The organism is Pseudofrankia sp. DC12, from assembly GCF_000966285.1.
Classification (GTDB): Bacteria; Actinomycetota; Actinomycetes; order Frankiales; family Frankiaceae; genus Pseudofrankia.
In genome coordinates this window covers 4,546,789-4,559,851 of sequence record NZ_KQ031391.1, presented here as the reverse complement: position 1 = coordinate 4,559,851, position 13,063 = coordinate 4,546,789, and the positions used below count along the sequence as shown (strand labels likewise).

The following is a 13,063-nucleotide window of genomic DNA, read 5'->3' as shown; positions in this document are numbered from 1 at the left end:
TTCGGACGGTGCGATGGATCTGGACGCGTATGTGGCCGTCCATCGGCCGGAGTGGTTCCGGCTGAGCCACCTCGTCGACAGGGCGAACCGGCCGCGCAGGATGACGCGTTCGGAGCTCGACGAGCTGGTCGAGCTCTACCAGCGGGTCGCCACCCAGCTTTCGGTGGTCCGCGGCCGGTCGCATGACCAGGCCCTGGTCGACGACCTCTCGTCGCTGGTGATCCGGGCCCGGGCCGCCGTGACCGGTGGCGCCGAATCGAGCTGGCGGACTGTCGGCAGGTACTTCGTCGCCACCTTCCCTTCGGCGGTCTACCACCGCCGGTGGTGGGTGATCGGGACGACGGTCGGATCTCTGCTGCTGGCGCTGGCCTGCGCGCTGTGGATCACGCATGACGCCAACGCCCGGGAGAACCTGATCCCGCCGAGCGACGTGACCGCGCTGTGCCAGCACGATTTCAAGAACTACTACAGCGAGAACCCGGCGAGCTCGTTCGCCGGCCAGGTCTGGACGAACAACGCGTGGGTCTCGGCGGAGGCGATCGCGCTCGGCGTGCTGCTGGGCCTGCCTACACTGTTCGTCCTGGTCAACAACGCGCTCAACGTCGGTGTCGACGGCGGCTACATGGCCAGCTGCGGCCACGGCGGCGAGTTCTTCTCGCTGATCCTGCCGCACGGCATGCTGGAGCTGACCGTGGTCTTCACCGCCGGAGCCGTCGGGCTGAAGCTTGGCTGGTCGATCATCTCCCCCGGCGGCCGACGGCGCGTCGAGGCCCTGGCCGCCGAGGGCCGGGCCGCGGTGTCGATCGCGTTCGGGCTCGCGGCCGCGCTCGCGGTCTCCGGCCTGATCGAGGCCTTCGTGACCCCGTCGGGCCTGCCGACCGCGGTCCGGATCGGGATCGGCGCCCTCGCCTGGTCGCTGTTCGTCGGCTACGTCTGGGTCTACGGCTCCCGCGCCGCGGCGGCCGGTGAGACCGGCGATCTCGACGCTGAGCTGGCCGCCGATCTGGTCCCCGTCACCGAGGCGGTGTCCGGGTGAGCCGGGTCGTCACCGGGGAAGCCGTCGCGATCGATCTGCGGCCGGCCCGGCTCGGCTCCCGGATGGTGGCCGGACTGATCGACCTGGTCATTCAGATCGCCGTGCTCTACGGCACGCTGGTGACCGCCATTCTCGCGGTGAACCCCCAGGACGACGCCCTCGCCGCCGCGACCGTGCTGGTCGTGTACGTGACGACGATGCTCGGTTATCCGGTCATCTGCGAGACCTTCCTGCGCGGCCGGACCATCGGGAAGATGGTGATGAAGCTGCGCGTGGTCCGCGACGACGGCGGCCCGGTCCGGTTCCGGCACGCGTTCACCCGCGGGCTGATCGGCGCCGTCGCGGAGCGGCCCGGCGTGCTGTTCGGGCTGCCGGCCGTGCTGGCGATGCTCTTCTCCAGCCGGGCCAAGCGGCTGGGTGACCTGTTCGCGGGCACCGTCGTGGTGCACGAGTCCGTGCCGGCGCTGATCGGCGCGGTGCCGACCGTGGCGGTGCCGCTCGCCGGCTGGGTGACCCGACTCGATCTCACCGGGCTCGACGACGAGCTCACCGGCACCGTGCGCGGGTTCCTCGGCCGGGTGCACGAGCTGTCTCCGGAGGCCAAGGAGCGGATCGGCGCCGACCTGGTCGCCCAGGTCAGCGCCGTCGTCACCCCGCCGGCACCGCCGGGCACGCCGGGCTGGGCATATCTGTCGGCCGTGCTGGCCGAGCGGACGCGGCGGTCCTACCAGCGGCTGCGCGCGGTCTCCCGGGCGCACTACGGGCCGGGCGAGATCCCGGGCATCCCGCTGGAGTACTACCCGGCGCACCTGGTGGCGCAGCGGCCCGCGGCACCCCTGCCGATACCCGGCTACGGCCCCGGCGGCCCGTTCCCGGTCGGCCCGTTCCCGGTCGGCACGGTCACGATGCCGCCCGGCCCGTCCCGCTGACCGGCCCGTCCCGCTGACCGGCCCGTCCCGCTGACCGGCCCGACACCTTCCAGGCGTCAACCCATCCTGACAGGATGATGTCAGAGTGGACCTGTACCCCCCGGTTGACTGGACCGGAAGCTGACAGGGCAACGTCAGGAATCGGGTGTCAGGACCCGTGCCGCCAGGAGTTCAGGTAGTCCTGCTGGGTCGAGGTGAGCGTGTCGATCTCGAGGCCCATTGTCTCGATCTTGAGGCCAGCCACCTGCTTGTCGATCTCCGCCGGCACCTCGTGGACGCCCGGCTCCAGCGACCGGGCCGTCTGCACCAGCCACTCCGCGGTCAGCGCCTGGTCGGCGAACGACATGTCCATCACCGCCGCCGGGTGTCCCTCCGCGGCACCGAGGTTGACCAGCCGGCCCTCGGCGAGCAGCAGTACCCGCCGCCCGTCGGCCAGGACGTACTCGTCGGTGCTCGGCCGCACCCGCCGCGGCCCCTCGACCGCGAGCGCCGCGAGCCCCAGCACGTCGATCTCCACGTCGAAGTGCCCGGAGTTCGCGAGGATCGCGCCGTCCCGCATCAGCTCGATGTGCTCGGGCCGGATCACGTCCCTGTTGCCGGTGACGGTGATGAAGACGTCCCCGACCGCCGCGGCCTTCGCCATCGGCAGCACCCGGAACCCGTCCATCGCCGCGTCCAGCGCCTTCGTCGGGTCGATCTCGGTGACGACGACGTTCGCGCCCATCCCCTTGGACCGCGACGCCACCCCGCGGCCGCAGTAGCCGTAGCCGGCGACGACGACGGTCTTGCCCGCGAGCAGCGTGTTGGTCGCCCGGAAGATCGCGTCCAGGGTCGACTGACCGGTGCCGTAGCGGTTGTCGAACATGTGCTTGGTGTCGGTGTCGTTCACGGCGACCACCGGGAAGCGCAGCGCGTCCTCGGCGGCCATCCGCCGCAGCCGGATCACCCCGGTGGTCGTCTCCTCGCAGCCGGCGAGCACGCCGGCGAGCACGTCGGTGCGGGCCGTGTGCAGCGTGTTCACCAGGTCGCAGCCGTCGTCGAAGACGTAGTGCGGGGCCGTGTCGAGCGCGGCGTCGATGTGGGCGTAGTACCCGTCCCGGTCGATGCCGTTGCGGGCGAACGTCGAGACCCCGTACTCCGCGACCAGCGCGGCGGCCGTGTCGTCCTGGGTGGACAACGGGTTCGACGCGCACAGCACGACCTCGGCGCCGCCGGCCACCAGGGCGCGCATCAGGTTCGCCGTCTCGGTGGTCACGTGCATGCACGCGGCGATCCGGCTGCCGGCGAACGGCCGCTCCCGGGCGAACCGGGCCCGCACCTGGCGCAGCACCGGCATCGCCCGGTCGGCCCACTCGATCCGGGCCCGGCCCTGCTCGGCCAGCGACAGGTCGGCGACGTCGTGCTTCGGCAGGGCGTTCTGGGGCAGCGGTACGGACCCGGCGATCGTCACGTTCAGTTCCTCCTTGCGAGCGCGGCAGCAGCGGCCGCCGGAGCGAACCGAGAGACTGTCAGGTCCACCGTCTCGACCATCGGCGGGCGGACGCCAGGAGTCAACGAAGCTGACAGCTGGATGTAAGATTACGTGCCAACGAAGGCCACTCCCGGCTACGCTTCGCCTCGTGATCGCTCGCAGGCCGGGCCCCTCGACCGCCGGCAACCACGCCGCCGGCGTCGGCAGCAGCGGCCGGGAGGTTCCGGGCCGGGCCGCGGCCTGGCTGCCGACCGCGCGGCGCGCGTACGCCGAGGCCCAGGTGCGGGAGGAACGGTTCGTGCGCGAGGTGCTGGAGCGGCTACGGGCGAAGGTCCGGCTGCGTCCGGAGCAGCGGCTGCCGATCGCGCGGGCCGCCGCCGTCCTGGAGACGACGCCGCGGATGCTGCGCTACCGGGAGTCGCTCGGACTGGTGACGCCGGCTCGCTCCGCCGGCGGCCATCGGGAGTACGGCGAGCGCGAGCTGGTCGCGGCCGCCTACGCGGACGAGCTGGAGCGCCGCTACCAGATCAGCCCGAGCGACCTGGCCTTCGCGGTACGGGTGCTCGCCGAGCCCGCGGTCGCCGCCGACGTGCGCAGGCTGGGCGAGCTGACCCGCCGGATCGCCCCGCACCCGCCGGTCGCCGCGCTGGACTTCGAGGCGCAGAAGGCCCGGCGCCTGCTCGACCTGCCCTGACACCGTCCCGTCCGCCCATAGGTGCATCCGGTACGGTTGTCCATGCCCGCGACGACCGAGCGCGCGGGCAGAACCGGGGCGGCGACTCCCAGACCGGATGCCGCCGGGCGACCTTTCGGCAGCTCACGCATGCTTGACAGGTCCACCGGACACGTCCCCCGTCCCGACCGGCCGGGCCGACGTCATGGACTCTCGTGCTGGGGGTGACGGCCACGGCTGCCGGACGGGACACGCAGACACCGGTGGCGGGATCCGGTCGCTCGGCACGCCGCGCCGACGGCCCGATCCCCGCTGGTGGACACGCGGGCGGCCATACCGGCCGGCTCAGTCGAGCCGGCCGCGGCGGGACCGCGGTCAAGGACCGCGACACCGCTGGCGGACGGCACGGCGGCGACGGAGGGGGCAGACGCCCCGTGCTCGACCTGCCCCTGGCGCCGGCGCCGCCACCACCCCCGAGCAGCGCCGTGCGCGCGTTCGGCGGCCGGGCCGCGATCATCTCGCTGGCTATCGCGCTGGTCGTGGCGCTCCTCGCCCTGCCACTCGTCTCCGGGCTCGGCCTGTTCGCCAAGGCCTCCGCCGACCACTACCTGGATCTGCCCTCGGTGCTGGCGACCCCGCCGCTGCCGCAGAACTCGCAGATCCTCGCGGCCAACGGCACCGTCGTCGCCACCCTGCACGGCGCCGAGAACCGGGTCGTCGTGGACGGCGACCAGATCCCCACGGTGATGCGCCACGCGATCGTCGCAATCGAGGACGCCCGGTTCTACGAACACGGCGGCTTCGACCCGAAGGGCGTGCTGCGCGCCGCTCTGCGCAACAGCCAGGCCGGCGACGTCCAGCAGGGCGGCTCGACCCTGACCCAGCAGTACGTGAAGAACGTGCTGCTACAGAACGCGACCACCCCGGCCGAGCGGAAGGCCGCGACCGACCCGTCGGTCAGCCGCAAGATCCAGGAGCTGCGCTACGCGTCGGCCCTCGAGAAGATCCTCCCGAAGGACGAGATCCTCACCCGCTACCTCAACATCGCCTACTTCGGCGACGGCGCCTACGGCGTCGGCACCGCGGCGGAGCACTACTTCAACGTCAACGTCAAGGACCTGACCCTCGGCCAGGCCGCGCTGCTCGCCGGCCTGGTGCAGAGCCCGTCGCGCTACGACCCGACCACCAACAAGGCGGCGGCCACCACGCGGCGCAACGAGGTGCTCGACCACATGGTGACGTCGAAGTACATCTCGGCGACCCAGGCGGCCGGGGCCAAGCAGCTGCCGATCATGCTGAACACGACCGAAGGCAGCGCGCTCGACTCCTGCAGCAATTCCATCGCGCCCTTCTTCTGTGACTACGTCCGGGCCGAGCTGTCCAACGACCCGGCGCTCGGTTCCACCACAGAGGAGCGGCAACGGCGGCTGTACGAGGGTGGCCTGCAGATCCACACGACCCTTGACCTGAGGACGCAGGAGGCGGCGCAGAACGCCGTCGACACGACCATCGGGCGGGACAGCCGAGCCGTCGCGCCCATCGCGGTCGTCCAGCCCGGGACCGGCAACATTCTGGCCATGGCCGAGAACCGGAACTTCGGCGACGACACCGCCCAGAACCAGACCAAGATCAACCTCGTCACTGACGCGGTCAAGGGCGGGGGGTTCGAGCCCGGTTCCGCCTTCAAAGCGTTCACCATGGCCGCGGCGCTCGAGCAGGGCTACGGCCTGTCGACGCAGTTCTATTCGCCGAGCTGCCTCAACCCCGATACCTGGCCTGAGATCACGAGCATCTTCCCCAAAGGCAGGTCCGACGACCCCCAGGACACGTGCCAGCAGGGCTACTCCAACTCCAGCGAGTCGGAGTCCGGCCTCTACGACATGCGTAACGGCACCTGGGACTCGGTCAACACGTACTACATCCAGCTAGAGGCAAAAGTCGGCGTCATGAACGTCGCCGCCATGGCCGAGCGCCTCGGCATCCCGAAGACGGACATGTCCAGCATCCTCGGCCCGACCTTCGGCGGCCTGACGCTCAGCCAGGACACCCGGATCGCGCCGCTCGACATGGCCAACGCCTACGCGGTCTTCGCCGACGGCGGAAAGTACTGCACACCGCGGTTCGTGACCTCGGCGATCGACTCCTCCAAGGAGAACGTCGACATCGCCCCGAAGCCCGACTGCAAGCAGGTCATCTCCGAGGGCATCGCGGACACGGTCGCGAGCGTGCTGGCCGGAGTCATCACCAACGGCACCGGCTCCCCGAACGCGAACATCGGGCGCCCCGCCGCAGGCAAGACCGGGACCAACGACAACTACTCCAGCGCCTGGTTCGTCGGCTTCACCCCGCAGATGGCCGCCGCGGTCGCGCTCGGCGACCCTCGCGGCTCGAAGTACAACCTCGCCGGCCTCAAGGCGGACGGGAAAACCTGGCCCGAGGTCTTCGGCGGCGGCCTGCCGGCTCTGATCTTCAGTCGGACGTTGAAGACGGCGCTACAGGGCACACCGGTGGAGCCGTTGCCCAAGGCCGACCCGACGGTCGCTCAGGGCACGAAGGGCGGCTTCCAGACCGACGGCGCGGCGGCACCGCCGGCGTCCCCTGACGTGCTGATCGACCCGCTGACCGGCCAGCCGATTACCGGCCCGTCAGGCCAGCCAGGCACCGTCACCGTCACCCCGCTGTCCCCCGGCCAGGGGGGCGACACCACGGGCCCGCGCTTCCCGGGCCAGGACAACGGCAACGGCAACGGCAACGGCCACTAGCTGCGGCCGGTCCGGCGTCCCCTGGCGGCTGTTGATCGCTGTTTTGGCCCTCGGCTGGACCCTGCTGGCTAATTCGGGAGAGCCTCGGGTGATCTAGAAGAGGCGCCCAGACATACGCCACATAACGGACGCCGGAACGACCGCTCGCCCCTGATCGGCGGCCAGTCCCGGCCGAGTCGTAGCTGCGTGTAATTGGCCAGCAGGATCCGGCTGGTCGTGACCAGAAAGTATTTACGACCACCGGAGGGCCAAACAGCGATCACTGCACGAAGGTGATGGTGTGCGCGGCGGAGGGGAGGTACCCGCGCCGCGTCAGCGGACGCGGTCGAGGTCGTGGATGGCTGGTTCGAGGCTCGGGTCGATGCCGATCAGCATCGCCAGGTAGACCGACGCGTAGTCCAGCAGGCCTACCAGGGAGGCCATTCGCTCCACCGGGTGGCTGCCCGTCGCGGAGAGCTCGGTGACGCCGACCCCGCGTTCGGCGGCGACGCGGACGACCGCCTCGGCGCGGCGGGTCACGTCCGGATGCTCGTGCCCCGGGTCGCGCAGCAGGATCAGCCGCAGCCGCGTGGTCATCTCGTTGTCGACCCGGTCCCGGAAGAACTCGTCGAGCTCGTCGTTCCCGGCGTCGGCCGCCGCGGCGCGGGCGCCGAAGACGCCGTCGAAGGCGGCGATCTGGTAGATCCCCGGGTGCGGCAGGCCACCGTGCAGCACCGGGTACTTCGCGGTGACGGCGAGCTGGGTCGCCGCCCGGCTGGCCGCCGCCGAGGTCGCCTGCGAGGTGCCCCAGATGATCGGGAGGGTGCCGGCCAGCTCCAGGGCGAGCAGCTTCGCCGGGTTGACGAAGGACTCGCTGGACGGCCGGCTTCGCCCGGCGATCTCCTCCAGCCGGGCCGCGGCCGCCTCAATGCCGGCGGCGGCGTCCCGGCAGACCCCGAGGGCCGCTCCGACGGCCAGCAGCGGGGTGGCCAGCGCCCACAGGCTGGCCCGCTCCGGCCTGGTGCCGTCGATCTTGACGAAGGGTGCCCTGGCCCGGTCGGCCAGGTAGTGCAGCGGGGTGTCGGCCGGGCCGACCGCGAGGATGCGGCAGCCGCGCCGGTCGGCGTCCTCGACCGCGTTCAGCGTGAGCGGCGAGCGTCCGGAGCCGGAGACGGCGAGAACGACGTCGGCCACGCCGACCCAGCCGGGCAGTCCGTGGTCGTGATGGCCGATGACCGGGACCGGGCTGACCGAACCGGCGGCGGCGACGAGCACATCGGCCGCGCCAGCCGCGGCCCCGGTGCCGACGACCAGCACGGCTCGCGGCCGGCCATCGGCACCCAGCCTGGCGGCACCGGCCTCCTCGGCAAGGCGCCAGGTCTCCCGGATCTGCCGACCGCCGGTCGCGAGCTCCCGCAGTAGCTCCCCGGGGTCGGCCACGGCGAGGCGCGCCGGGTCGTCCAGGACGCTTTCGTCGACGTACACCGTGCTAGTCAACCGCCCTCACACCTGCCCTGCCCCGGTGAACCGGCTGGAAGGGCACGTATCGGCCCGGCTCCGGAGTGGGGCCGCCAGCCAGGCCCCAGCACCGATCAGGACTTCGCCGGGGCGGCTGCCTCCGGGAACGGGCTTGCCTCGTCGAGCAGCATCACCGGAATGTCGTCACGCACCGGGAATGCCAGGTTACAGGCGGTGCACACGAGGACCGGGGCGCCGGCCAGCATGTCCTGCCGCAGCGGAGCGTGCTGCGGGCAGGGGCAGGCGAGGATCTCCAGAAGCAGTGGATCGAGGCTCATGTCCGGTTCAGTTCCTTCCACCGCGGATGCTGGCCAGGACCTCGTCCCGCAGCCGGCTCATCGTGTCATCATCCCCCGCCTCGACGTTGAGGCGCAGCAGCGGTTCGGTGTTGGACGGCCGCAGGTTGAACCAGGACCCGTCCGCGAGCGAGATGGTCAGGCCGTCCAGGTGGTCGATCTCGGTGGCCCGGCCTGCGTACTCGCCCTCGATGGCCTTCATCGACGCGGCCGCGTCGGCGACCTCGGAGTTGATCTCCCCGGACACGGCGTACGGGGCGTAGCCGTCGAGCAGCGTCGAGAGCGGGCCGCTCTGGCCGCCGAGCGCGGCGAGCACGTGCAGGGCCGCGAGCATCCCCGAGTCGGCCCGCCAGAAGTCGCGGAAGTAGAAGTGGCCGGAGTGCTCGCCGCCGAAGATGGCGCCCGTCCGGGCCATCTCGCCCTTGATGAACGAGTGCCCGACCCGGGTGCGCACCGGGACCGCGCCGAGCTTGCGAACCAGCTCCGGGACCGCCTTGCTGACGATCACGTTGTGGATGATGGTGCCGCCCGGCTCGCGGGCGAGCTCCCGCTCCGCGACCAGCGCGGTGATCGTGGACGGCGTGACCAGCTCGCCACGCTCGTCGACGACGAAGCAGCGGTCGGCGTCGCCGTCGAAGGCGAGGCCGATGTCGGCGCCGTTGTCCCGGACGGCCTTCTGCAGGTCGCGCAGGTTCTCCGGCTCGATCGGGTTCGCCTCGTGGTTCGGGAAGCTGCCGTCCAGCTCGAAGTAGAGCGGCACGACGTCGAGCGGCAGGCCGGCGAAGGCGGCCGGCACGGTGTAGCCGCCCATGCCGTTGCCCGCGTCGACCACGACCTTCAGCGGCCGGTTTCCGGACAGGTCGACCAGGGTGCGCAGGTGGGCGACGTAGGCCTCGAGCAGGTCCACCTCGCGGACCGAGCCGGGCGTGCCGGTGTACGCGGGGACGCCGGTCGCGACCATGTCGCGGATCTCGGCCAGGCCGGTCTCCTGCCCGATCGGCGCGGCCCCGGCGCGGCACATCTTGATGCCGTTGTACTTGGCCGGGTTGTGCGACGCGGTGAACATCGCGCCCGGCAGGTTCAGCGAGCCGGCGGCGAAGTACAGCAGGTCCGTCGAGCCGAGCCCGGCGAGCACGACGTCGGCGCCCTGGCTCGTGGCGCCCTGCGCGAATGCCGCCGACAGCGGACCAGACGACTCGCGCATGTCGTGCGCGATCACGATCTCCTTGGCTTCGAGCAGCCGGACGAACGCCGCGCCGGTGGCGCGGGCGATGTCGGCGTCGAACTCGGACGGCACGACCCCGCGCACGTCATACGCCTTGAAGATCCGGGCGAGGTCAAGCCCCATTGCCCTCCACCTTCCGCACCCGTCTCGTCGGCGGCTGTCGCCGCCCGGCTCGTCTCCACAGTCCCATGGACGCAGATCCGGTCGACGCCCGCCAGCCGACGTGTCAGTGCGTGTCGCGCGGGCTCGGCGTCGCAGTGACCCTATCCATCACCCCGGGCGGGAGGATCTCCGAGGGCCTGTCGGGCAGCCACACCTCGGCCGCTCGACCGCCGGAGGTCAGGACCCGGGGGTCAGGACGTGGGGACGGCGCGCAGGTGGCCCCGGCGCCCGCCGCCGGGATCGTCGCGCGGCGGCTCCTGGCCGGCGCCGGCGACCGGGCCGTGGCCCGGGACGGGACCGTAGCCCTGGGCCGGCCCGTAGCCGGGCGCGTCACCGGGCAGCGGCGCGGGCCGCGCGACCTCCCGGACGACGTCGGCCAGTGCCTCCAGGTCGTCGGTGGCCGGGTTGCGCGGGGGCTCCGGGTCGAGGCGCACGACCGCCCAGCCGCGCGGGACGGTCAGCCGGTCGGCGTGCGGGCCGCACAGGTCGTACGAGTGAGGCTCGACGTACGGCGACAGCGGCCCGAGCACCGCGGTGGACTCCGCGTAGGCATAGGTGAGCGTGGCGACCGCGACCGCGGAACAGGCCGAGCGGGAGCAGCGCCGGGGCTTCACGTTCCGGACGGTAGACCCCGGAACGGGCGGCGGCCACCACCGCCCGCCGTGTCGCGCCGGACAAGCCACCATCGTGACGTAAACTGCCTCATCCAATCACCGTGCGCTTCCAATTGCGCGGATTTCAGCCTTCTCGCACGCCCGCGCCGCGACCGGCCGCGCTCCTCGGCGCCGCCTCCGGCCCGGCCGGCCCGGTCCGTGCCACGCGGGTCGCCGCCGAGCCGTGGCGCGGGCGGCTACGCTGGCCCGGTGGTGGACGAAACCGCGGCCTCCGAGCCTGAAGCGGGCTCAGAACCTGCGGCCGGCTCAGAACCTGCGGCCGGCGCGGATCCGGCGGCGGGCGCGGAACCCGCGGCCGGCGCGGAACCCGCGGCGGGCCCGGAGTCGGCGACGGGCTCAGTTCCAGCGGCTGGCTCCGCCCAGACCGCCGCGCCCGAGCGGCCGGCGCCCGTACGGCTACCGACGGCCACCCGGCGGCCGATCCCGCCGCGCCGCAGGCGGGACCGCCGCGGCCGTGGAATGCGCGGAACCCTCTTCCCGCCGGATGTCCCGGCGTACTCGACCCGCGGCGAGCGCTTCGACGACCTCGTCCTGGACGCCGTCGAGCACCTCGACCTGCGCTGGTCGGACCAGCTGGCCGGCGTCGAGTTCGCGGTGGAGGACGTGCCACCGGTCGGCGTCTCGGACGACGTCGTCCCGCTGGCGCTGTACCAGCCCGCCACCGGCCGGGGCCGGTCCGCGACGCCCAGGCGCATCGTCGTCTACCGGCGCCCGCTGGAGGCCCGCGCCGTCGACACCGAGGACCTCGCCGAGCTCGTCCTCGACGCGATCATTCACGAGGTCGCCGACATGCTCGGGGTCGACCCGGCGGTCATCGACCCCGAGGGCCACGGCTGGGGCGACGAGGAGTAGTCGGCCCGCGGGTGTGGTGGGCCCGGCCCGTACTCTGTGGACGATCGGCGAAGCCCCGGCCAGCTGGAGAGCGACACCATGAGCGCGACACCATGAGCGCGGACACCCAGATCGCCGGTGCTCCGGTGCCCCGGCCCGCCGCGGCGGTGCCCCCGGCCGCCGCCGTCCTGAGCCCCCGGGTGCTGCCGCTGTTCGGCCAGGTCCAGCACTACGCCTGGGGCTCGCCTGACGCGATCTACGACCTGCTCGGCGAGGCGCCGACCGGTGAGCCCGCCGCCGAGCTGTGGCTGGGCACCCACCCGGTCGCCCCGTCTGACTGCGACGACGCCGGCCGCCGCCGCCCGGCCGCCGAGCTGGTCGGCGAACTGCCCTTCCTGCTGAAGGTGCTGGCCGCCGAGAAGGCGCTTTCGCTGCAGGTACACCCCGACCGGGCCCAGGCCCGGGCCGGCTTCGACGCGGAGGAGCGGGCCGGTGTGCCGCTCAGCGCGCCCGAGCGCCGCTACCGCGACCCGAACCACAAGCCCGAGCTGATCGTCGCGCTCACCCCGTTCCGGGCGCTGGCCGGCGTCCGGGAGCCGGCTCGCACGCTCGCGGTCATCGAGGCGTTCGGCGTCGCCGATCTGTCCGCCGCATTCCGCCCACTGGCCGCGGACCCGGACGGCGGCGCCGCCACGGTCCTGCGCACCCTGCTGACGCTGCCGCGCGAACGCGGCCGGGCGCTGGCCGGCGGCCTCACCCGGACGGCGGCCACGGTCGCGGCCGGTTCGCCGGCTCCGTCCGGTGCCAGCCGGTCCGGTGCCGCCGACCTGGCCCGGGCGGCCGACCTGGTCGGCCGGCTCGCCGCGGCCCATCCCGGCGACGTCGGCATCGCCGCGGCGCTGCTGCTCAACGACGTCACGCTCAGCCCCGGCGAGGCGCTGTTCCAGCCCGCGCGGCTGCTGCACGCCTACGTGCACGGCGTCGGCATAGAGATCATGGCGACGTCGGACAACGTGCTGCGCGGTGGCCTGACCCCCAAGCACATCGACGTCGACGAACTGCTGCGGCTGGTCGACCCGGCCCCGTCGGACGCACCAGTGCTGCGGGCGAGCACGCTGCGGGCCGGCGCCGGCGGGCTGGTGCGGTACTGGCCTGTCCCGGTCGACGACTTCGTGCTCGCCGAGGCGATCTGCGCCGGCGGCGAGGTCACCCTGAACCGCCCGGCCGTCCTGCTGGCGGTCGACGGCACCGTCGACGTCCAGGTGGCCACCGCCGGCTCGGGCCCCACCGCCGAGGCCGCTTCCCAGCCAGACGCCGGTCACGCCAGCCCTGATCGGGCCGAGGCCGGGCAGGACGACGGCCCACCGGCCGAGACGGCTACCTCCGGCTCCTCGCTGCGGCTGGCCCGCGGTCAGGCCGCGGTGCTCACCGGCCCGGCGACCGTCACGCTGCGCGGGGCCGGCCGCGTCTTCGCCGCCCGCCCCGGCGCCCCCGCCTAGCTCGGCCG

11 protein-coding genes are annotated in these 13,063 nt (G+C 72.8%); 6 read left to right on the top strand and 5 right to left on the bottom strand.

Going from position 1 to position 13,063, the window contains the following annotated elements; translation table 11 throughout:
* Positions 1-13: 13 nt before the first annotated feature.
* Complete coding sequence (locus FRADC12_RS18310; RefSeq protein ID WP_045877567.1) at positions 14-1,036, top strand: stage II sporulation protein M; 1,023 nt, start codon at positions 14-16, stop codon at positions 1,034-1,036.
* Positions 1,033-1,965 (top strand): RDD family protein, encoded by a 933-nt coding sequence (locus tag FRADC12_RS18305; protein WP_045877566.1) that lies wholly within the window; start codon positions 1,033-1,035, stop codon positions 1,963-1,965. The genes FRADC12_RS18310 and FRADC12_RS18305 overlap by 4 nt, the downstream gene beginning before the upstream one ends.
* Positions 1,966-2,113: 148 nt before the next feature.
* On the opposite strand, the gene ahcY is transcribed toward FRADC12_RS18305, so the two are convergent.
* Complete coding sequence (gene ahcY / locus FRADC12_RS18300; protein WP_084010946.1) at positions 2,114-3,415, bottom strand: adenosylhomocysteinase; 1,302 nt, start codon at positions 3,413-3,415, stop codon at positions 2,114-2,116.
* Positions 3,416-3,584: 169 nt separating this feature from the next.
* Here ahcY and FRADC12_RS18295 point away from each other — a divergent pair, with 169 nt between their 5' ends.
* Both FRADC12_RS18295 and FRADC12_RS18290 read left to right on the top strand, forming a co-directional pair.
* On the top strand, positions 3,585-4,130 hold the full coding sequence (locus FRADC12_RS18295) for a MerR family transcriptional regulator (RefSeq protein ID WP_232303877.1): 546 nt from the start codon (positions 3,585-3,587) through the stop codon (positions 4,128-4,130).
* Between the two features lie 413 nt (positions 4,131-4,543).
* Positions 4,544-6,871 carry a transglycosylase domain-containing protein gene (locus FRADC12_RS18290; RefSeq protein ID WP_052711289.1) on the top strand — a complete coding sequence of 776 codons (2,328 nt, stop codon included), beginning with the start codon at positions 4,544-4,546 and terminating at the stop codon, positions 6,869-6,871.
* A gap of 312 nt (positions 6,872-7,183) precedes the next feature.
* On the opposite strand, the gene FRADC12_RS18285 is transcribed toward FRADC12_RS18290, so the two are convergent.
* From FRADC12_RS18285 to FRADC12_RS18270, 4 genes are all read right to left on the bottom strand, one after another.
* Positions 7,184-8,335 (bottom strand): SIS domain-containing protein, encoded by a 1,152-nt coding sequence (locus tag FRADC12_RS18285; RefSeq protein WP_045877565.1) that lies wholly within the window; start codon positions 8,333-8,335, stop codon positions 7,184-7,186.
* A 107-nt stretch (positions 8,336-8,442) separates the two neighbouring features.
* Positions 8,443-8,646 carry a Trm112 family protein gene (locus FRADC12_RS18280; protein WP_045877564.1) on the bottom strand — a complete coding sequence of 68 codons (204 nt, stop codon included), beginning with the start codon at positions 8,644-8,646 and terminating at the stop codon, positions 8,443-8,445.
* A gap of 7 nt (positions 8,647-8,653) precedes the next feature.
* Positions 8,654-10,012, bottom strand: coding sequence for a phosphomannomutase/phosphoglucomutase (locus tag FRADC12_RS18275; RefSeq protein ID WP_045877563.1), 1,359 nt, complete (start codon positions 10,010-10,012; stop codon positions 8,654-8,656).
* A gap of 230 nt (positions 10,013-10,242) precedes the next feature.
* Positions 10,243-10,665, bottom strand: a complete 423-nt coding sequence (locus tag FRADC12_RS18270) for a DUF3499 domain-containing protein (protein ID WP_045877562.1) — start codon at positions 10,663-10,665, stop codon at positions 10,243-10,245.
* A gap of 519 nt (positions 10,666-11,184) precedes the next feature.
* Between FRADC12_RS18270 and FRADC12_RS18265 the strand changes: the two genes are divergently transcribed.
* On the top strand, positions 11,185-11,577 hold the full coding sequence (locus FRADC12_RS18265) for a metallopeptidase family protein (RefSeq protein WP_045879801.1): 393 nt from the start codon (positions 11,185-11,187) through the stop codon (positions 11,575-11,577).
* A 92-nt stretch (positions 11,578-11,669) separates the two neighbouring features.
* Positions 11,670-13,055 carry a mannose-6-phosphate isomerase, class I gene (gene manA / locus FRADC12_RS18260; protein ID WP_045877561.1) on the top strand — a complete coding sequence of 462 codons (1,386 nt, stop codon included), beginning with the start codon at positions 11,670-11,672 and terminating at the stop codon, positions 13,053-13,055.
* Positions 13,056-13,063 lie beyond the last annotated feature (8 nt).

Bases quoted from the DNA above. Each gene is read 5' to 3' on its own strand.
- FRADC12_RS18280 (WP_045877564.1), bottom strand. From the start codon at position 8,646: ATGAGCCTCGATCCACTGCTTCTGGAGATCCTCGCCTGCCCCTGCCCG.
- FRADC12_RS18265 (WP_045879801.1), top strand. From the start codon at position 11,185: ATGCGCGGAACCCTCTTCCCGCCGGATGTCCCGGCGTACTCGACCCGC.
- FRADC12_RS18310 (WP_045877567.1), top strand. From the start codon at position 14: ATGGATCTGGACGCGTATGTGGCCGTCCATCGGCCGGAGTGGTTCCGG.
- manA (WP_045877561.1), top strand. From the start codon at position 11,670: ATGAGCGCGGACACCCAGATCGCCGGTGCTCCGGTGCCCCGGCCCGCC.
- FRADC12_RS18275 (WP_045877563.1), bottom strand. From the start codon at position 10,012: ATGGGGCTTGACCTCGCCCGGATCTTCAAGGCGTATGACGTGCGCGGG.